This is a genomic window from Agrococcus casei LMG 22410 (genome assembly GCF_900163565.1).
Classification (GTDB): Bacteria; Actinomycetota; Actinomycetes; order Actinomycetales; family Microbacteriaceae; genus Agrococcus; species Agrococcus casei.
In genome coordinates this window covers 15,073-34,203 of record NZ_FUHU01000048.1, presented here as the reverse complement: position 1 = coordinate 34,203, position 19,131 = coordinate 15,073, and the positions used below count along the sequence as shown (strand labels likewise).

19 protein-coding genes and 1 tRNA gene are annotated in these 19,131 nt (G+C 65.5%); 6 read left to right on the top strand and 14 right to left on the bottom strand.

Translation table 11 applies throughout. The annotated features are described in order from the left end of the window. Positions 1 to 53: 53 nt before the first annotated feature. Together leuD and leuC are read right to left on the bottom strand one after the other, a co-directional pair. Positions 54 to 662: a 3-isopropylmalate dehydratase small subunit gene (leuD, locus tag CZ674_RS13775; protein ID WP_086993099.1), complete on the bottom strand. Its 609-nt coding sequence runs from the start codon at positions 660 to 662 to the stop codon at positions 54 to 56. 2 nt (positions 663 to 664) lie between these two features. Beyond that, complete coding sequence (gene leuC, locus CZ674_RS13770; protein WP_086993098.1) at positions 665 to 2,098, bottom strand: 3-isopropylmalate dehydratase large subunit; 1,434 nt, start codon at positions 2,096 to 2,098, stop codon at positions 665 to 667. Positions 2,099 to 2,203: 105 nt separating this feature from the next. Here leuC and CZ674_RS13765 point away from each other — a divergent pair, with 105 nt between their 5' ends. Next, positions 2,204 to 3,187: a malate dehydrogenase gene (locus CZ674_RS13765; RefSeq protein WP_086993097.1), complete on the top strand. Its 984-nt coding sequence runs from the start codon at positions 2,204 to 2,206 to the stop codon at positions 3,185 to 3,187. Between the two features lie 42 nt (positions 3,188 to 3,229). Here the strand turns inward: CZ674_RS13765 and CZ674_RS13760 are convergent. From CZ674_RS13760 to pdhA, 9 genes are all read right to left on the bottom strand, one after another. After that, positions 3,230 to 3,302: transfer RNA gene (locus tag CZ674_RS13760), tRNA-Glu, on the bottom strand. Positions 3,303 to 3,369: 67 nt separating this feature from the next. Further along, a complete protein-coding gene (locus tag CZ674_RS13755) occupies positions 3,370 to 4,539 on the bottom strand; it encodes an acyl-CoA dehydrogenase family protein (RefSeq protein ID WP_086993113.1) in 1,170 nt (389 codons plus the stop codon). Between the two features lie 69 nt (positions 4,540 to 4,608). Beyond that, positions 4,609 to 5,421, bottom strand: coding sequence for an HpcH/HpaI aldolase/citrate lyase family protein (locus tag CZ674_RS13750; protein WP_086993096.1), 813 nt, complete (start codon positions 5,419 to 5,421; stop codon positions 4,609 to 4,611). After that, positions 5,418 to 5,894, bottom strand: coding sequence for a MaoC family dehydratase (locus CZ674_RS13745; protein ID WP_086993095.1), 477 nt, complete (start codon positions 5,892 to 5,894; stop codon positions 5,418 to 5,420). The genes CZ674_RS13750 and CZ674_RS13745 overlap by 4 nt, the downstream gene beginning before the upstream one ends. Continuing rightward, positions 5,891 to 7,870, bottom strand: a complete 1,980-nt coding sequence (locus tag CZ674_RS13740) for an acetyl/propionyl/methylcrotonyl-CoA carboxylase subunit alpha (protein ID WP_086993094.1) — start codon at positions 7,868 to 7,870, stop codon at positions 5,891 to 5,893. The genes CZ674_RS13745 and CZ674_RS13740 overlap by 4 nt, the downstream gene beginning before the upstream one ends. Beyond that, on the bottom strand, positions 7,870 to 9,474 hold the full coding sequence (locus tag CZ674_RS13735) for a carboxyl transferase domain-containing protein (protein ID WP_086993093.1): 1,605 nt from the start codon (positions 9,472 to 9,474) through the stop codon (positions 7,870 to 7,872). Before CZ674_RS13735 ends, CZ674_RS13740 begins: the two co-directional genes overlap by 1 nt. Positions 9,475 to 9,491: 17 nt before the next feature. Further along, positions 9,492 to 10,781: a dihydrolipoamide acetyltransferase family protein gene (locus tag CZ674_RS13730; RefSeq protein ID WP_086993092.1), complete on the bottom strand. Its 1,290-nt coding sequence runs from the start codon at positions 10,779 to 10,781 to the stop codon at positions 9,492 to 9,494. After that, the gene (locus CZ674_RS13725; RefSeq protein WP_234988608.1) at positions 10,778 to 11,803 is read right to left on the bottom strand and encodes an alpha-ketoacid dehydrogenase subunit beta; all 1,026 of its coding nucleotides are present in this window, start codon (positions 11,801 to 11,803) and stop codon (positions 10,778 to 10,780) included. Before CZ674_RS13725 ends, CZ674_RS13730 begins: the two co-directional genes overlap by 4 nt. Beyond that, entirely contained in the window at positions 11,800 to 12,918 is a 1,119-nt protein-coding gene (gene pdhA, locus CZ674_RS13720) for a pyruvate dehydrogenase (acetyl-transferring) E1 component subunit alpha (RefSeq protein ID WP_086993091.1), read from the bottom strand. The genes CZ674_RS13725 and pdhA overlap by 4 nt, the downstream gene beginning before the upstream one ends. A 150-nt stretch (positions 12,919 to 13,068) precedes the next feature. Between pdhA and CZ674_RS13715 the strand changes: the two genes are divergently transcribed. The 4 genes from CZ674_RS13715 to CZ674_RS13700 all read left to right on the top strand — a co-directional run bounded on the left by CZ674_RS13715 (position 13,069) and on the right by CZ674_RS13700 (position 15,530). Next, the gene (locus tag CZ674_RS13715; protein WP_086993090.1) at positions 13,069 to 13,551 is read left to right on the top strand and encodes an Lrp/AsnC family transcriptional regulator; all 483 of its coding nucleotides are present in this window, start codon (positions 13,069 to 13,071) and stop codon (positions 13,549 to 13,551) included. Positions 13,552 to 13,665: 114 nt separating this feature from the next. Continuing rightward, positions 13,666 to 14,151, top strand: coding sequence for a hypothetical protein (locus CZ674_RS14290; RefSeq protein ID WP_086993089.1), 486 nt, complete (start codon positions 13,666 to 13,668; stop codon positions 14,149 to 14,151). A gap of 226 nt (positions 14,152 to 14,377) precedes the next feature. Continuing rightward, positions 14,378 to 14,848: a hypothetical protein gene (locus tag CZ674_RS13705; protein ID WP_086993088.1), complete on the top strand. Its 471-nt coding sequence runs from the start codon at positions 14,378 to 14,380 to the stop codon at positions 14,846 to 14,848. Between the two features lie 49 nt (positions 14,849 to 14,897). Beyond that, the gene (locus CZ674_RS13700) at positions 14,898 to 15,530 is read left to right on the top strand and encodes an MBL fold metallo-hydrolase (protein ID WP_086993087.1); all 633 of its coding nucleotides are present in this window, start codon (positions 14,898 to 14,900) and stop codon (positions 15,528 to 15,530) included. A gap of 21 nt (positions 15,531 to 15,551) precedes the next feature. On the opposite strand, the gene CZ674_RS13695 is transcribed toward CZ674_RS13700, so the two are convergent. The 3 genes from CZ674_RS13695 to CZ674_RS13685 form a co-directional block, all read right to left on the bottom strand. Further along, on the bottom strand, positions 15,552 to 15,974 hold the full coding sequence (locus CZ674_RS13695; RefSeq protein WP_086993086.1) for a DUF4870 domain-containing protein: 423 nt from the start codon (positions 15,972 to 15,974) through the stop codon (positions 15,552 to 15,554). Beyond that, positions 15,967 to 17,655, bottom strand: a complete 1,689-nt coding sequence (locus tag CZ674_RS13690) for a leucine-rich repeat domain-containing protein (protein ID WP_143244758.1) — start codon at positions 17,653 to 17,655, stop codon at positions 15,967 to 15,969. The genes CZ674_RS13695 and CZ674_RS13690 overlap by 8 nt, the downstream gene beginning before the upstream one ends. A gap of 118 nt (positions 17,656 to 17,773) precedes the next feature. Beyond that, positions 17,774 to 18,706, bottom strand: a complete 933-nt coding sequence (locus CZ674_RS13685) for an NAD(P)/FAD-dependent oxidoreductase (protein ID WP_159457006.1) — start codon at positions 18,704 to 18,706, stop codon at positions 17,774 to 17,776. A 28-nt stretch (positions 18,707 to 18,734) separates the two neighbouring features. On the opposite strand from CZ674_RS13685, the gene CZ674_RS13680 reads away from it, so the two are divergent. Continuing rightward, complete coding sequence (locus CZ674_RS13680; RefSeq protein ID WP_086993083.1) at positions 18,735 to 19,127, top strand: helix-turn-helix domain-containing protein; 393 nt, start codon at positions 18,735 to 18,737, stop codon at positions 19,125 to 19,127. Positions 19,128 to 19,131: the final 4 nt, after the last annotated feature.

The window sequence follows — 19,131 nt, the reverse complement described above, 5'->3', positions numbered from 1 at the left end:
TGCGCCTGCGCGTGAAGAGAAGTCGTTGTTGTCCACTCGATGTCCTAAAGGTGTCAGGCGTCCGATGCGACAGCTGGGAGCGTTGTGGGCATCCAGCTTGGGCGTCGCTTCTCGAACTCGGTGATTGCGTCTTCGTGCTGCAGCGTGAGGGCGATGTCGTCGAGCCCCTCACGCAGTCGCCAGCGAGTGTAGTCGTCGATGTCGAACCCGAAGCGAAGCTCACCGCTCACGACGCTCTTCTCATTCAGGTCGACAGTGATCTCGGTGCCGGGTGCGGCCTCGGCTGCTGCCCAGAGCTGCTCGATCGCATCCTCTGGGACCTGTGCGGTCAGCAGCCCCTGCTTGCCGGAGTTGCCCTTGAAGATCTCGCCGAAGCGAGGGCTCAGAACAGCCGTGATGCCGAAGTCTCGCAGCGCCCAGACGGCGTGCTCACGGCTCGATCCGGTGCCGAAGTCGGCGCCGGTGACGAGGATGCCGCCGTTCGCGTACTCGGGCCGGTTCAGGATGAAGTCGGGGTCTTGACGCCATCCGTGGAACAGCGCGTCTTCGTAGCCGGTCTTCGTGACTCGCTTGAGGAACTTCGCCGGGATGATCTGGTCGGTGTCGACGTTCGAATAGCGCAGCGGGATGATGGGCCCGGTCAGCGTGCTGATCTTCTCCATGGCTATGCCTCCTTCGCGATCTGGTCGTTCTGGTTCTCGAGGTCCCATGGGCTCGAGAGGGTGCCGCGGATGGCCGTGGCAGCGGCGACGAGCGGCGAGACGAGGTGCGTGCGACCGCCCTTGCCCTGGCGTCCTTCGAAGTTGCGGTTCGAGGTCGACGCACAGCGCTCGCCCGGCTGCAGCTGGTCGGGGTTCATGCCGAGGCACATCGAGCAGCCGGCGAACCGCCATTCGGCACCGAAGTCGGTGAACACCTTGTCGAGGCCCTCAGCCTCTGCCTCGAGGCGCACCCGAGCCGAGCCCGGAACGACCATGACGCGCAGCCCATCCGCCTTCTTCTTGCCCCTGATGATGTCGGCTGCCGCACGGAGGTCTTCCATGCGCGAGTTGGTGCACGAGCCGATGAAGACCGTGTCGACCCTGATGTCTTTGAGCTTGGTGCCCGGCGCGAGGTCCATGTACTCGAGCGCACGCTTGGCCGCCGAGCGGTCGTCGGGGTCGGAGAAGCTGTCGGGTGCGGGGATCTCGTCGCTCAGCGACACGCCCTGGCCCGGGTTGGTGCCCCACGTGACGAACGGCTCGAGCTCGTTGGCGTCGATCGACACCTCGGCGTCGAACACTGCGTCGTCGTCGGTGCGCAGGGTCTCCCAGTACTCGACGGCCGTGTTCCAGTCGTCGCCGGTTGGGGCGTGGTCGCGGCCCTTGATGTAGTCGTAGGTGGTCTGGTCGGGGGCGACCATTCCGGCGCGGGCGCCTGCCTCGATCGACATGTTGCAGATCGTCATGCGGCCCTCGACCGAGAGTGCGCGGATGGCGCTGCCGCGGTATTCGAGCACGTAGCCCGCTCCGCCGCCGGTGCCGATCTTGGCGATGACCGCCAGGATGATGTCTTTTGCAGTCACGCCGGGACGCAGCTCGCCCTCGACGTTGATCGCCATGGTCTTGAAAGGCTTGAGCGGCAGCGTCTGCGTTGCCATGACGTGCTCGACCTCGCTGGTGCCGATGCCGAACGCCATTGCGCCGAACGCACCGTGCGTGGATGTGTGCGAGTCGCCGCACACGACCGTGATGCCCGGCATCGTGAGGCCGAGCTGGGGCCCGACGATGTGCACGATCCCCTGCTCTTTGTCGCCGAGCGAGTGGATGCGAACACCGAATTCAGCCACGTTGTCGCGCAGCGTCGAGATCTGCTTTGCGCTCGTGGGGTCTTTGATCGGCTTGTGGATGTCGATCGTCGGGGTGTTGTGGTCTTCGGTCGCGATCGTGAGGTCGCGGCGGCGCAGCGGCCGACCCGCCTGGCGAAGGCCGTCGAACGCCTGGGGACTCGTCACCTCATGAATGAGCTGCAGGTCAATGTAGAGAAGATCGGGTGCACCGTCTTCGCCCTTCACGACTACGTGGTCCTGCCACACTTTTTCTGCAAGCGTTTTGCCCATGAGTGCCTCCAAACTGTCTTTCAAGTCTACGCCGTAGATCGCTCAGGCATTCCCGACTGGCCCGAGCCCCTGGTGCAGGGCAGCGGTCGGGTGTTGGATGGAGGCATGACTGACTCCCCCGTTCGCATCACCGTGACCGGCGGCGCCGGCGCAATCGGCTACTCCCTGCTCTTCCGCATCGCCAGCGGCGAGATGCTGGGCTCTGACGTGCCCGTGCAGCTTCGAGTGCTCGAAGTGCCGCAGGCCCTCGACAAGCTGAAGGGCGTGGCAATGGAGCTTGCCGACTGCGCCTATCCCCTGCTCGAGGGAGTCGTCACGACAGCAGATCCCGCGGAGGCATTCGACGGCGCCCAGCACGCTCTGCTGGTCGGCTCGAAGCCGCGTGGTCAGGGCGAGACCCGTGGCGATCTGCTGAAGGCGAATGCGGCAATCTTCGCAGGTCAGGGCCGAGCGCTGGCTGCGCATGCGTCGGCGGATGTGCGAGTGACGGTCACGGGCAATCCTGCGAACACGAACGCGCTCACCGTGTCGGCTGTCGGCGAGAGCATCGACCCCCGTCACATCACTGCCTTGACCAGGCTCGACCACGACCGTGCTGTTGCTCAGCTCGCTGCTCGCGCTGGCGTCACCGCCGGCGAGGTGCGCCGCATGATCATCTGGGGCAACCACTCTGACACACAGGTGCCCGACCTCTCGCATGCACTCGTGTCGGGGCGACCGGCAGCTGAGCTCGTCGATGCGGACTGGATTCGCGACACCTTTCAGCCGACGGTCGCGTCTCGAGGGGCTTCGATCATCGCGGCACGCGGGGCATCGTCAGCTGCGTCTGCGGCGAACGCGACGCTGTCGCACGTTCGTGACTGGATGCGCGGCACCGGCGACGACTGGGTCTCGATGGCCGTGGTCTCCGACGGGTCGTACGACGTTCCTGCTGGGCTTGTGTCGTCGTTCCCTGTGCGCTGCTCGAATGGCGAGTGGGAGATCGTGCAGGGGCTGGAACTCGACGACGCCACGCGCGAGGCGATTCGCGCATCCGCCGACGAGCTCGTCGCTGAGCGGGCTGCGGTGCAGGAGCTAGGGCTGCTCTGACTGAACGACGAAACCCCCTCCGTGAGGAGGGGGTTTCAAACGTGACCCCAGCGGGATTCGAACCCGCGTTACCGCCGTGAGAGGGCGGCGTACTAGGCCGCTATACGATGGGGCCAGATCAGCGTGTGTCGCCCTTTCGGGCAACTTGAATATTGTGCCACACGCTGAACCCTATGTGCAACTCAGGCGCCGAATGACTTCTCAAAGCCGAGTGCACGGGCGATGATCGCCAGCTGAACTTCGGTTGAGCCTTCGCCGAGCGTCAGAATTCGAGCGTCACGGTAGTGGCGTGCGACGACATTCTTGTTGAGGAATCCGTTGCCGCCCCAGATCTGCGTGGCGTCGAGTGCGTTGTCGACTGCAGCCTCTGAGCCGATCAGCTTTGCGAGCGATGCCTGCTGCGTGAACGGCAGGCCCTGGTCGATGCGACGTGCCGCGTCGTGCATGACTGCGCGTGCTGCGTGCACTCGTGCCTGCATCCGTGCGATCTTGAATGCGACGTCCTGGTTGTCGCCGAGCGGGCGTCCGAACACGACACGCGTCTTGGCACGCTCGATGGCCTGCTCGAGGCAGCCCTGAGCAGCGCCGACGCAGAGCGCTGCGAATGCGACGCGGCCCTCGTCGAGGATCTTCAGGAAGTTCGAGAAGCCCTTGCCGCGCTCGCCGAGGATGTTCGCCTCGGGAACACGCACGTTCTCGAACACGAGCGGGTGCGTGTCTGAGGTGTGCCAGCCGACCTTGTCGTACTGGGGCAGCGCCTTGAATCCGGGGGTGTCGGTCGGCACGATGATCGTGGTCAGCTCGGGCTTCTCCTTGCCGTCGCGACCGACCTTGGTGCCGGTGACGGCGGTGACCGTCACGACCGAGGTGATGGGGGTTCCGGAGTTCGTGATGAACTCCTTCGTGCCGTTGATGACCCATTCGCCGTCGACGAGCTCTGCTGTGGTCTTGGTGCCACCGGCGTCAGAGCCGGCGTCGGCCTCGGTGAGGCCGAATGCCGCGAGCGCACGGCCGGCAGCAAGGTCGGGCAACCATGCAGCGCGCTGCTCGTCGGTGCCGTAGTGGAAGATCGGCATGGCGCCGAGCCCGAGGCCTGCTTCGAGCGTCACTGCGATCGACTGGTCGACGCGTGCGAGCTGCTCGACTGCGACGCAGAGCGCGAGGTAGTCGCGGCCCTGTCCGCCGTGGTCCTTCGGCAGCGGCAGGCCGAACAGGCCCATGTCGCCCATCTTGTTGATGATCTCGATCGGCAGACGACGCTCGGTGTCGTACTCGTAGCTGGCGGGCGCGACAACGGTGTCGGCGAATTCGCGCACTTCGCGTGCGAGCTGCTGGTGGTACTCCGGCAGCATCTCGGTGCCATCGACGATGGTTTCAGTCACAGTCACTCCTCTGTTGGGTTGCAGTCAGTGTGTTCACTGTCAGTTGGATGCGCGGCTCATGACCGCACGTGCATGCCGCAGGATCGGTTCATCGATCATGCGGCCCTGGTGGTTGAAGACTCCTCCGGCGTGGGCTTCGGCAGCCTCGAGCACGCTCACGGCCCAGGCCACGTCGTCAGCGCTCGGTGCGAATGCCTCGCGGTAGGGCGCGACGTGAGACGGGTGGATGCAGGCCTTTGCATCGAAGCCGCTCGCTGCGGCGTCCTGAGCTTCGGCGAGTGCTCCGTCGGTGTCTGCGATGTCGGTGCGGATCGAGTCGATCGCAGCCTTGCCCTGCGCCTTGGCGCCGAGCAGCATCGATGCGCGGGCGAACCTCGCGATGTCGCGGTACTCCCCTGCTTTGTTGCGGCTCGATGTTCCGCCGAGCGATGCCACGAGGTCTTCGGCACCCCACATGAGGGCGACGACAGACGGATGCGCGGCAATCGCACGCACGTCGGCGACACCGAGTGCCGTCTCGACGAGTGCGATGACGCTGAACCCCTCGCACAGGTCGATGTCTGCGACGCGCTCTGCCTTCGGCAGCATGATCGTGGTCGCGCCGAATGCCCGGGCCGCCTCGAGGTCGTCGGCGAGCATGCCCGCTTCGATCGCGTTGATGCGCACCACGGTGCGTGCTGGGTCGAGCGCGGCGCTCGCAATAGCGCTGCGGGCATCCGCCTTCTTGTCGGGACCCACTGCGTCTTCGAGGTCGAGAATGACCGTGTCTGAGCGCTCGGCCGCCTTCTCGAAGCGGTCGGGGCGGTCGCCGGGGCAGAACAGCATTGCCGGCCCGAAGGTGAAGTCGCTCATGCGGGCTCCCCCTGCATGAGCGCCTTGCGCACAGCCTTGGCGACGACATCGCCGTGCTGGTTGCGGCCGATGTGCTCCATGGTGACGATGCCCTGGCCGGGGCGCGACTTCGACTCGCGCTTGTCGAGGATGCGGGTCTCGGCGTAGAGCGTGTCGCCGTGCTTCATGGGCGCCGGAAAGCTGATCTCGCTGAAGCCGAGATTCGCGACGATGGTGTTCATGGTGAGCTGCCCCACTGACAGCCCGACGAGGGTCGCGAGTGTGTGCATCGAGTTGACGAGACGCTCGCCGAACTCGCTGCTCTCGCTCCACGCGGCGTCGAGGTGCAGCGGCTGCGGGTTCATCGTGAGGGTCGTGAACAGCACGTTGTCGGTCTCGGTCATCGTGCGACCGGGCGAATGCCGGTAGACGACACCCGTCTCGAACTCGCCGAACCAGAGTCCGCGCTGTGTGATCTCGCGCTCGTCGCTCACTGCATCCCCCCATTTGCTGACTCGGCAGCCTCGATGTGCGCGAGCAGCTGCCCGCGCGTGACCTGCTCGCCCTCGGCGACTTCGAGCCGCACGACGCCAGCCTGTGTCGCCATGAGCTTGTGCTCCATCTTCATCGCCTCGACCGAGAGCACGTGCTGCCCGACCTCGACGGTGTCGCCGTCAGCAACTGCGATGGCCACCACGGCACCGGGCATGGGTGCAGTGATCGCAGCCTCGCCCTCGGCAAGAGCGGCTTCGGCAGCACGGTGCCTCTCGACGCGGTACGTGTGGCCATGCAGCTGCACCCACACAGCGTCATCGTCGACATGCGTGCCTGTCGGGTGGCGGTCTTCGTAACTCGTCCACCCAAAGGTCGCGAATCCAGACGGCTCATTGTCAGTGTCGGGCATCAGCGTCGCGGGGTCGTCGGCGACGACGCGCGTCTGCATTGTGCGCGGGTCGATGAATACAGTCGCATCGGCCAACCGTGAGCGGATTTCTGCCGGACCGCCGATGCGCCAGCCGTCTGCCTGCCACGCGGTGCCGATGCGATTGCTCGACGGACCTGAGACCGCGAGCGCAGCCTTCGCATACGCCGCTGTCGGCACGCGGGAATCGGTCAGGCTCTCGACATTGCGGTCGATGAACTCGGTGTCGATCTCGCCTGCCACCACCTCGTCGCGTGCAAGCAGCGTGGTCAGGAAGCCGACGTTCGTGACGACTCCCGCGATGAACAGGTGCGCAAGGCCCTCCTGCAGCGTCGCAAGCGCTTCGTCGCGCGTCTCACCCGTGGCGATGACCTTTGCCAGCATCGGGTCGTAGTTCGACGAGACGACGCTGCCCTCTTCGACTCCGCTGTCGAACCGAATTCTGGGATCGTCATAGTGCGGCTGACGCAGCCGAACAATCGTGCCGCCCGTCGGCAGGAACCCCTCGTTGGGGTCCTCTGCATAGATCCGCGCCTCGATCGAGTGCCCCGTGAGCACGACATCTGTCTGCTCCAGCGGCAGCGGCTGCCCGGCGGCGATCGTCGTCATGAGCTCGACGAGGTCGAGGCCTGTCACTTCTTCTGTGACCGGATGCTCGACCTGCAGTCGGGTGTTCATCTCAAGAAAGTAGGGCTCGTCAGGGGCGTCTGAAGCGACGATGAACTCGACCGTGCCGGCACCGACGTAGTCGACGCTCCTGGCGGTCTCGATCGCGATCTGCCCGTAGCGCTCGCGCTGCTCGGGGCTGAGGAATGCGCTGGGCGCCTCTTCAATGACCTTCTGGTGGCGGCGCTGCAGCGAGCACTCGCGCTCGCCCAGGTGCACGACATTGCCGTGCTTGTCGGCCATCACCTGCACCTCGATGTGCCGGGGGCGCTCGATGAAGCGCTCGACGAACACGGTCTCGTCGCCGAAGGCCTTGCCCGACTCGCGCCTCGCCGTCGGCAGCGCATCGCGCAGCTCGTCGAGCGTGCGAGCAACGTGCATGCCCTTGCCGCCGCCGCCCATTGCGGGCTTCACGATCATCGGAAACCCGATGTCCTCGGCGCGCGCCAGGATCTCGTCGTCGCTTGCGCCCACGATGCCCGGCACCGTCGGCACGCCTCGCGCTTCGACGGCCTTTCGAGCAGCGATCTTGTCGCCCATGATCTCGATGGCCTCTGCACTCGGCCCCACGAACTCGATGCCCGCATCCGCGCACGCCCTGGCGAATGCCGGATTCTCAGAGAGGAATCCGTAGCCCGGGTGAATCGCCTGCGCACCCGTGCCGACGGCCGCCTGCACAACCGCATCGATCTTCAGGTAGCTCTCGCGAGCATCCGCCGGCCCGAGCCGCACAGCCTCGTCGCAGAAGCCCACGTGCGGCGCCTTCGCGTCAGCGTCGGAGTACACGGCAACCGTCTTGATGCCCATGTCGCCGAGCGTGCGTGCGATGCGCACGGCGATCTCGCCGCGGTTTGCAATCAGAATCTTGTCGAACACCTGCATCACATCCTGAAGACGCCGTAGCGGGGCTCTGCAGCCTCACCGCGGTCGATCACGTCGAGCGCCATGCCGAGCACGCGCCTGGTCTCGGTCGGCGGGATCACGCCGTCGTCCCAGAGGCGAGCGGTCGAGTAGTACGGGCTTCCGGCCTCTTCATACTGCTGGCGGATCGGCGCTTCGAATTCGGTCTGCTCTTCGGCGCTCCAGGTGCCGCCGGCGCCTTCGATCTGGTCGCGCTTGACCGTCGAGAGCACGCTTGCCGCCTGGGCGCCGCCCATGACCGACACGCGCGCGTTGGGCCAGAGCCACAGGAATGCCGGGCTGTATGCGCGGCCGCACATCGAATAGGTGCCGGCGCCGAACGAGCCGCCGACCACGACGGTCAGCTTCGGCACCGAGCAGGTGGCAACAGCATTGACCATCTTCGCGCCGTGCTTGGCGATGCCGCCGCGCTCGTACTCGGAGCCGACCATGAAGCCGGCGATGTTCTGCAGGAACACCAGCGGAATGCCGCGTTGGTCGCACAGCTGAATGAAGTGGGCACCCTTCATGGCGCTCTCTGAGAACAGCACGCCGTTATTGGCGACGATGCCGACGCGGTGCCCCTCGATCTTGGCGAAGCCGGTGACGAGCGTCGCACCGTAGCCGGCCTTGAACTCGCTGAACTCGCTGCCGTCGACGATGCGTGCGATGATCTCGCGCACGTCGTACGGCGTCGTCAGCTCGACCGGAACAGCGCCTTCGAGCTCGTCGGGGTCGACCCGCGGCCGCTCGATCATGTGCTCGAGCTCATGCATGGTCGGCTCGGGCAGGGTCGCGACGATCTCGCGCAGGATGCGCAGCGCGTCTTCGTCGTCGTCGGCCAGGTGGTCGGCAACTCCAGAGACCTCGGTGTGCAGCTTTCCGCCGCCGAGGTCCTCGGCGCTGACGATCTCGCCTGTCGCGGCTTTGACCAGCGGCGGCCCGCCGAGGAAGATCGTGCCCTGGTTTCGTACGATCACGGTCTCGTCGCTCATGGCAGGCACATACGCGCCGCCTGCGGTCGACGACCCCATGACTGCCGAGAGCTGCGGGATGCCGGCCTTCGAGAGGTTCGCCTGGTTGTAGAAGATGCGGCCGAAGTGGTCGCGATCAGGAAACACCTCGTCCTGCATCGGCAGGAAGGCGCCGCCCGAGTCGACGAGGTAGATGCACGGCAGCCGCTGCTCGAGCGCGATCTCCTGCGCACGCAGGTGCTTCTTCACCGTCAGCGGAAAGTACGTGCCGCCCTTCACCGTCGCGTCATTCGCGACGATCATGCAGTGGCGTCCTTCGACGAGGCCGATGCCGGCAATCACGCCAGCCGACGGCACCTCGCCGCCGTACATGCCGTTGGCTGCCAGCGGAGCGACTTCGAGAAAGGGGCTGCCCGGGTCGAGCAGCGCATCGACGCGCTGCCTCGGCAGCAGCTTGCCGCGCGAGAGGTGACGCTCACGAGACTTCTCGCTGCCGCCCTTGCTCGCCTCTGCAAGCCGCTCGCGCAGCTCGTCGACCAGCCCGCGCATCCCTGCACGTGCTGCCATGAATTCGTCACTCGCCGCATCCGTGCGGCTCTGAAGTCGTGCCATCGTCACAACCCTATGTTCTAGTCGACCAGAGCGATGCCGGGCCGCTCGAGCACATCTGCGATGTCGCGCACGAACGTGCTCGCCTCGGCACCGTCGATCAGCCTGTGGTCGAACGAGACAGCCAGCTTCACGATGCTGCGCAGCTGGATGTCGTCGCCGACAGCCCACGGCTTCTTGCGAATGGCACCGAGCGCCAGGATCGCCGACTCACCGGGGTTGATGATCGGGATGCCCGTCTCGACGCCGAACACGCCGACGTTCGAGATCGTGAGGGTCGAGCTGGTCAGCTGCTCATGCGTGAGCTGGCCGTCGCGCGCCTGCTGCGCGGTCTCGGCGATGTTCGCCGTCAGCTCGGTCGCACTCTGCTCCTGAGCGTCGTCGATGCTCGCCACGACGAGCCCCTTCGGCGTCGCGACTGCGATGCCGAGGTTGACGTAGTCGTAGTACTCGATCTCGCCAGCATCTGCCTTGAAGGTCGCGTTCACAGACGGCGTGCGGCGTGCTGCGCGCACGACAGCCCGAGCCACGAGGCTCAGGAACGACACCTTCGTGCCTGCTGCCTTCATGTCGCGCATGAGTTCGAGCGTCTCGGTGACGTCGACTTCGTGCATGACAGCGGCGTGCGGCACTTCGAAAGCGCTCTTCACCATTGCGGCGGCAGTGTGCTTGCGGAGTCCTGCGACGCGCTCTGTGCGCGACTTGGCAGCGGGGGCGGATGCGGTGGCAGCGCCGGTGAGGTGCGCATCGACATCCGAGCGGCGAACGGTGCGGTCGTCACCGGCCACCCGCACGTGAGCGAGCTCGACACCGCGGTCCTTCGCATACTTGCGCACGGGCGGCGTTGCGCGAACCGGGCCGTCGGCCGGGCGCTCTTCGCGCTCGTATGCCGAGACCTCGTACGAGCGCTTCGAGCGCTTCGGACGGTTCTTCGAGATGGTGACGGCGCCCACGAGGGTCTCGATGCGCTCGTCTTCTACGGGCGCGTCTTCGACGGGTGCTTCAGCGGCAGCAGGTGCTGCAGTGGGCGCCTCAGCAGCAGGTGCCGCCTCGGGCTCGTCTGCTGCCGCTTCGCCCTCGAGCTGGAACTCGATGATCGGCGCGCCGACATCGACAGTCGTGCCGGGCTCGGCGTGCAGCTTGGTGACGATGCCCGCGAACGGGCTCGGCAGGTCGACGGTCGCCTTGGCGGTCTCGACCTCAGCCAGCGTCTGGTTGAGCTCGACGTGATCGCCAACGGCGACCTGCCACGAGACGATCTCGCTCTCGGTAAGGCCTTCGCCGAGGTCAGGAAGCTTGAAGACGGTCATGCTGCTGCACCTCCGCGCATGAAGTCGCGCGAGTTCTTGCGGCCGAGCGTACGGTCGACGGCGTCAAGCAGTCGGTCGACACCGGGAAGGAACTCGCCCTCCCACGCGGCCGGCGGATATGGAATGTCATAGCCCGTGACGCGCTCAGGAGCGGCCTCGAGCGATGTGAACGCGGTCTCGCAGATCGAGGTGATCAGCTCACTGCCGATGCCGCACTCGGCCTGTGACTCGTGTGCGACGACGAGGCGGCCGGTGCGGCGCACGCTGGCCGCGACGGTGTCGACGTCGAGCGGTGAGATCGACCGCAGGTCGATGACCTCGATCTCGATGCCCTCGTCGGCTGCCGCCGCCGCAGCGCCCATGGCGAGCTCGACCGTCGGCCCGTAGGTCGCCAGCGTCACGTCACGGCCTGACTGCAGAACAGCGGCAGTCTCGAGGTCCCGCACGACGGTGCGGTCGACCTCGCCCTTCGACCAGTACTTGGCCTTGGGCTCGAAGAACAGCACGGGGTCGTCGCTCTTGATCGCTGCGCGCAGGGTCGAGTAGGCCTCCTGCGAGCTCGAAGCGGTCACGACTCGAAGGCCAGCGGTGTGCGCGAAGTAGGCCTCAGGCGACTCGGAGTGGTGCTCGACCGAGCCGATGTGCCCGCCGAACGGCACTCGGATCGTGATCGGCATGCGGTGCAGGCCCCCTGTGCGGTACTGCAGCTTGGCGACCTGCGCGACGATCTGGTCGAACGCCGGGTAGATGAAGCCGTCGAACTGGATCTCGACGACGGGGCGAAGGCCTGCGTAGGTCATGCCCACTGCGGTGCCGACGATGGCCGACTCGGCAAGCGGCGAGTCGAGCACGCGGTCTTTGCCGAAGCGGTCCTGCAGGCCGTCGGTGACGCGGAAGACGCCTCCGAGCTGCCCGATGTCCTCACCCGAGAGGATGATCGAGGGGTCTTCTTCGAGCGAGTCGGCGAGGGCGGCGTTGATCGCCTTGCCCATTGCCATCGTCTCGGTCTGTGCGGCGCTCATGAAGCTGCCTTCTCGTAGCTGGCGGCGAATGCCTTGTACTCAGCACGCTGGCGCTCGATGCGCGCGTGGGGCGAGGAGTACACATTGTCGAACATCTGCTCTGCCGGGTCGGGCTGGATGGCGATCGCACCTGCGCGCAGCTGCTTGGCAAGCGCATCCGCGTTCGTCTTGGCGTCAGCACGAAGCTGCTCGACGTTGAAGCCCTCTGACTCGAGGAAGCGCTCGACGCGCAGCAGCGGGTCGCGCTCCTTCCACGACTCGACTTCGTCGTTCTCGCGGTAGCGCGAGGGGTCATCGGTCGTGGTGTGCGGGCCCATGCGGTAGGTCACTGCCTCGATGAAGCTGGGGCCGTGGCCCGTGCGAGCACGGTGCATTGCGAGGCGTGTGGCAGCGAGCACCGCAAGGATGTCGTTGCCGTCGACGCGGTAGGCGGGGATGTCGAATCCGGATGCGCGGCGAGCCAGCACGTGCTTGGCCTGCACGCTCGTCGGCTCAGAGATCGCGTAGCCGTTGTTCTGGCAGAAGAACACAACCGGCGCGTTGTAGGTGCTCGCGAAGACCATGGCCTCGCTCACGTCGCCCTCAGTGGTCGCGCCGTCGCCGAAGTAGGCGATCGAGCAGGAGTCGTCCTGCTTGAACTGGGCACCCATCGCGTAGCCGACCGCGTGCAGGGTCTGTGCTCCGATGATGATCTGGTTCAGGCCGATGTTGTGCTCGTGCGGATCCCACGCCGTGTTCGACGTGGTCTTCCAGACCTTGAGCCAGCGGTCGATGTCGACGCCGCGAAGAATCGGCAGCGCGTGCTCGCGGTAGCTTCCGAACGACCAGTCGCGGTCTTCGAGTGCGCGTGCGGAGCCCACCTGAGCGGCCTCCTGACCGAGCAGCGGCGGCCACAGCGCGAGCTCGCCCTGGCGTGTGAGCGAGAACGCCTCGGTGTCGAAGCGGCGCACCAGCACCATGTCTGTGTAGAGGTCGGCGAGCTGCTGCAGATCAAGGTCTGCGACGTGCTCATCGAGGATCTCGTGGCGCACTCGGACGCCCTCAGCGGTCAGCAGTCGAGCAGGACTGTCGAATTCGTCTGCAAGCTGCTCGGTGGTCGAAGTTGTGATCGACATCGGCGAACCTCCTTGTTCTCCGTGCGGCCCCTCATGAGAGCCACAGTTGCCCAGAAACTACCCGAGATTGGCACCTCGCACAAGAGACATTGATTTGAATGATCAGTGTGACAACGCTCGAGATGCAGAGCCTGCTTATACTTGAGCAGTATGACCAACGTTGACAACACCGATCGTCGCATTCTGCTCAGCCTCGTCGAAGAGCCCCGAGCATCGAATGCGGGCATCGCAGAGAAGCTCGGACTCGCCCGCAACACCGTGCAGTCTCGCGTCGCAGCGCTCGAGCAGAACGAGGTGCTGCGCAACTACGACCGGCGGCTGCACGCGGCATCGATCGGCTACCCGCTCACGGTGTTCATGGCGACGCATGTCGATCAGCCGCACGTCAACGCCGTCGTCGAGGCGCTGGCCGCGATTCCCGAGGTCGTGCAGGCCCACGGGCTCTCGGGCCAGGCCGACATACTGCTGCGCTTGGTCTGCAAGGACACCGACGATCTCTACCGCGTGAACCAGGCAGTGCTCGCGACAGAGGGCGTCATCCGCACCGAGACCTGGCTGTCGATGGGCGAGCTGATTCCGTTCAGGCTCTCTCCCCTGCTGCAGCGCGACCAGGAGGCCGGAAAGCAAAGATGAGACGCTCCTCATCCTGTTCTCCCGCGTGCCTCATGGCCAGGTCGTTTACTTGGTGACAAGCCGGAAGACACGGCACGACCAGCCGGTCAGACGGCACAAGACCAGGAGGAAATCATGAACAAGCAGAAGTGGATCGCACTCACAGCAGCCGGAACCCTCAGCCTCGGCCTCGTCGCCGCAGGCGCAGTCAGCACCGCCAACGCGCTGCAGCTGCAGGATGCACAGGGCACGACCCTCGAGCAGGGCGCAGCCTCTGGCCAGAGCGTCGACCTCGGCAAGCGCTACGTCGCCTCCGCATCAGACACGCCCTCGATCAACTCGGTGCAGAGCGCCAACACGACCGTCTCGGCTCAGTCGACGCACTCGACGCAGAGCCCCGTCTCGGCGCAGTCGCCCCAGAGCGCCCAGTCACCGCAGTCGGCACAGTCACCACAGTCGGCACAGAGCCCGATCTCGGCGCAGTCGCCGCAGTCGGCACAGTCGCCGGTCTCGGTGCCGTCGCCGCAGTCACCGCAGAGCCCGGCTTCGCCCGCGAGCGCCAACTCGCCCGACAGCCCGAACTCGCCTGACAGCCCTGACTCGCCGGCCAGCAACGACTGACATCGACAGGCCCTCAACAGGCCGAACGGAACGCGGATGTGCCCAGCGCGCATCCGCGTTTCTTCGTGTTCCAGCCCGTTCGGCAGGCTGAGGCGACTCTCACCCATATGAGACGGCTTTCATGCGCCTCTCCCAGTGGCCTCACCCTGGCTCGGTTAAGTAATAGTCAGCCGGGCAGACCGGCAGCAGAATCCCTCGAAGAACAGCATCGAAACAGGAGTACACCATGAACAAGCAGAAGTGGATCGCCCTCACAGCCGCAGGCACCATGAGCCTCGGTCTTGTGGCATCAGGCGCGATCGCAGCAGCGAACGCAACCGGACTGCAGGATGCACAGGGCGAGGCCCTGGCTTCGGCGCAGGGGGGCGCAGTCCAGCAGGCAGAGGTGCACGAGAACAAGCGCTTCACCGTTGGCGCTCACACCAACATGAAGCTCGTGTCGGTACAGAGCGCCGATTCGCCGGCGAGCGCCAAGAGCGCTGCCTCGGTGTCTGACTCGTACAGCGCACCCTCGGCTCCCTCGGCACCGGCGCCGCAGCAGCCTGCTTACAACAACCCGGCACCCGAGCCCACCTACAACAACCCCGTTGTGCCGAACAACCCGCAGCCTGACTCGCCCAACTCGCCCGACAGCGGCTGGAGCGCACCCTCAGCCGACAGCGGCTGGAGCGCGCCTTCGGCAGACAGCAACGACTGATCTGATTCAGCCGACCACCCGCATGCCCCTCAGCGTTACGCTGGGGGGCATGCGCATTGTGAAGCGCGGACACGCGTGCCTCGAAGTCACCGAGTCCGGCAAGACCCTCATCATCGATCCGGGCGACCACACCGAGGCCCTCGACCCGTCTGACCTGGTGGCTGTCGTCATCACGCACGAGCACCCCGACCACTGGGATGCCGCGCATCTCAGTGCCATTCGAGAGCGGTTTCCTGAAGCACCGATCTTCGGCCCTCCCGGTGTGCTCGAAGCTGCTGAGGAGTTCGAGCTCGTGCCCGTGCACGCGGGCGAGACCCACACTGTCGGCCCGTTCGAGCTGCAGTTCTTCGGCGGCGTTCACGCCGTCATCCACGAGTCGATCCCGGTCGTCGACAATGTCGGCGTGCTCGTGAACGGCATGCTCTACTATCCGGGCGACTCGTTCGCGGTGCCCGATGCAACCGTCGACGTGCTGGCTACTCCTGCCGGAGCGCCCTGGCTCAAGATCTCAGAGGTCATGGACTTCGTCGTGGCCGTTGCCCCGAAGCGCACGTTCGCGACCCATGTGATGTCGCTCTCAGAAGCCGGTCTCGCGATGTCGAACGCGCGCATCCGCGGTGCTGTCGAACACGTGGGCGGGACCCACATCATGGCAGAGCCCGGCACCGTCATCGATGCCTGAGCTCTGCCCTGATGCTGCTGTCTACTTGATCCAGCGGTAGTTCATCGGGTACCGGTACGAACCGCCGTTCTTCACCTTGAGTCCGCCCATGATGGCGAACGCGAGGTTGGCGATGAGCACGGCCCAGATCAGCAGCGTGATCAGAATCCATGCGACGGCTCCGATTACTGGGATCATGGCGAGGATCACGTTCAGCACATTGAGCACGATGACCACTGCGGCGACGTTGATCGTCCAGTTCAGGGCCTCCTTGCTCTCGACCGCGACCCGCTGGCCGCGATCCTTGAACATGATGTAGATGATGACTGCCGGAATCACCAAGATGATGTTGAGGAAGTGCACCAGGCTTGCCATGTTGGCGTCTTCAGCCGGGCTCATCGGCGGTGATCCCGCGGGCTGGTGGTGCTGTTGCCCCTGAGTCGGGTGTGCGGTTGGGTCAGACATTGTCGGCCTTTCTTGTGGGTATGAGCAGGAATCCACCGAGCGCGAGCAGCGAGAGCGCTGCCCCAGCGACAGTCAGCGAAGCTTCACTGCCCGTCTTCGGAAGCGTCGGGGCGTCCGTTGCAACAGGGTCGGGGGCAACGATCGGATCGTCGGCTTCAATCGGGTCGTCGGTCACGACGGGATCTTCCGGATCCGTCGGGCACGGCTCGCCGGTGTCGGGTGCGTAGCCGTACTCTCGAGTATCGGTGCCGAGCTCGCCAGTCGGGTCGCTGAAGGCGTAGCCGTCATCGGCCACCGCGATCAGCCGGCCGTCTTCCTCGACCATCCAGGTGAAGCCGACAGGGGCATCGTCACCGGTCGGCAGGATCCAGGTGGCGTTATCGGGGCCGCACTTGTCGTCGACCGGCAGGTCGCCGTTGGGAGCATCGATGACGATCGGCTCATCACTGCAGTCGATGGCGTCGAGGGTGATCTCGAGTGTGGCGTAGATGTGGTCGCCCGATCGATCGACCCAGTCGCTTGCCGGGTCGACATAGATGGCGTGGTTGTCGTCAGCGGGGACTGCCTCGATGGTGACGGTGTTGCCAGGAACGACGTCGCCGACGATCGAATACGCGATGCCGGTGGTGTCGGGCAGCGTGATCATCGGATCGATGACCTCGGGGCCCATACAGGTTGCCTGCTGCACCACGGGGTCTTCAGGCGCCACCTGTGCAGGTCGGACTCTCTGACTGATCGTGCCGGTGAACTCCACCAGTGTGCCGTTGGCCAATGTGATCTGCGAGTCCCAGGTCATCGTCGCGGTGCCGGTCTCAGTGAACACCCATTCGTTGAGGGCGGCGTCATACGAGAACCCCTGATCGACTGAAGCCACCGGCACCGCGTTCCCCAAGGCATCGATCACGGGGTTGGGTGTCGGGACTCCGATGGCAGCGGGCGGGGGCGTCACTGTCTGCCGAAATGCCTTCAGCTCTGTCAGCCCAGTCAGAGCGCCTATCGGTGAGAGGTCGGCAATGCTGTTGTCGGCGAGGTCCAGACGCGTCAGAGACGCCAGGCTTCCCAGCGGCAAGACATCAGCAACGCTGTTCTTGCTCAGAGACAGATACTCGAGGCCGGTCAAGCCCGACAACGGCGCGACATCCTCGATGCTGCAGTTGTACAGGCTCAGATGCGCCAGCGAAGTCAGGCCTGACAACGGCGTCAGGTCATCTACCCGTCTGTTGTCGAACAACGAGAGGATCTCCAGTGTCGATAGCCCAGCGAGCGGCGCGAGGTCGCCAATGCCCGTTGCCGACAGATCGAGCTGCTTGAGCGCAGGAAGGTTCGACAACGGCGAGAAGTCACGGATGCTGTTGCCATAGAGCCACAGCCCTGTGAGTCCGACCATCGCCTCAAGCCCCGTCAGGTCGCGAATTCCTTCAGAAGGAGCGTGAAGTTCGACCACGCTCGCGGCATCAGCTTCGGTAATGGGAGTGCCATGAGGGTTGCCCAGCTCGTCATTGACAGCGTTCTCGAGGTTCACGTCGTCGAAGACGACCACATCGGCCGGTGCGGCGTTCGCACCGGGTGCCATCGTCAGCGTGCCGCCGAGTGCGAGGGCGGCCGCCGCCATCATCGCGATCCATCTATGGCTCGATTTCAGTCGTGACGCGAGTGCGCCCGATGCATTGTGATTGTCCACGGTGACTTCCCTGCTGTTGCTGGTGCATGACGGCGCGCAGACTGTCAGCCCGCTTTCGCCACCCCAACATCTACTCGGGCACGCTCACATGGCGCTCACACGCAGCGAAACCTCCCGATCAGGCCAGCACGCTGCGCACGATCGCAGCAGCCGCCCGCTGGCCGCCCGACATCACGTCGACGACGCTCATGGGGCGCATTCCCGTTGCAGGGTCGCCAGCTGCTTCGCCGACAGCCCAGACGCCCGGCACCGAGGTGTGGCCGAATGCATCGGCGAGCATGACGCCTTCGAGTGGCATCGCGTCGCCGAATGCCACACCGAGTTGCCGGGCGAGGTCATCGTTCACGAGTGTCGGCGCATGCGTGAGCACACTGTCGCAGGCGACTTCGGAACCGTCGGCCAGGCGCAGGGCCGTCAGCTGCCCATCCGTCTCGATCGTCTCAGTCACTGTGCCCTGCTGCCACGCGATGCCGTCGGATCGCAGCCGCTCGACGAGTGCAGGCTCAGGAACCAGCTGGTCGGTCAGCCACGTCACGTCGCGGCCGAGGCGGGCGAGCATCTGCGCGGGTCCGCTGAGGTGCGGCAGGTCGCCTGCCACGACGACAGCCTGACCGGATTCGCGGCCGTGGCAGAACGGACAGTGAAAGACTGCGCCGCCCCAGTGTCGTGCGAGCCCTGCCGGCAGCGCATCGAGATCGTCGCGAATGCCGGTCGCGAGCACGATGCGCTCGGTCGACACCTGCCTGCCGGAGCCGAGGTCAAGCGTGAACAGCGTGCCGCCTGAGGGCTCGGCAGTGGCACGAGCGACGCTGTCGTCGATCAGGTCGACGCCGTATCCCGCAAGCTCTTCGCGAGCGATTCGGCGGAACTCCTCCGGCGGCGTGCCGTCGCGCGTGACGACGTTGTGGATGTGCGAGGTGCGTGCGTTTCGGCCCGCTCCCGCATCGATGAGTGCTACGCGAATGCCCACCCGCGACATCGTGAGCGCGGCCTGCAGCCCCGCTGGTCCTCCGCCGATCACGGCGCTTTCGTACTGTGCTGTATTTGCCATGCTCGCCATTCTGTGACCTAATGTTCACATGAGGTCAAGTGAGCAGCTCTCCATCGGCGTGTTGGCAGCCGAATTCGGTCTCGAGGCGCACGTGCTGCGGCATTGGGAGACGGAGGGGCTGCTCGAGCCGGTCACGCGCGTCGGCGGAAAGCGGCGGTACGACAGCAGCGCACGTGCACGCATTCGCACCATTCTCGCGGCGAAGGAGGCGGGAATGACCCTGGCGGGCATCCGCTCGGTGTTCAGCACCGACTCGGGACACGACCGCCATGCGATCCTCTCGGATCAGCTCGTGCTGCTCGAGCAGCGTCGCAGCGACCTCGAACTCTCGATCGCAGCCCTCGAGCACCTGCGCGTCTGCCAGAATTCGGACTTCGCAAAATGCCCCGACTTCATTGCGATAGCCGGGGCACCTGCGTGAGCTG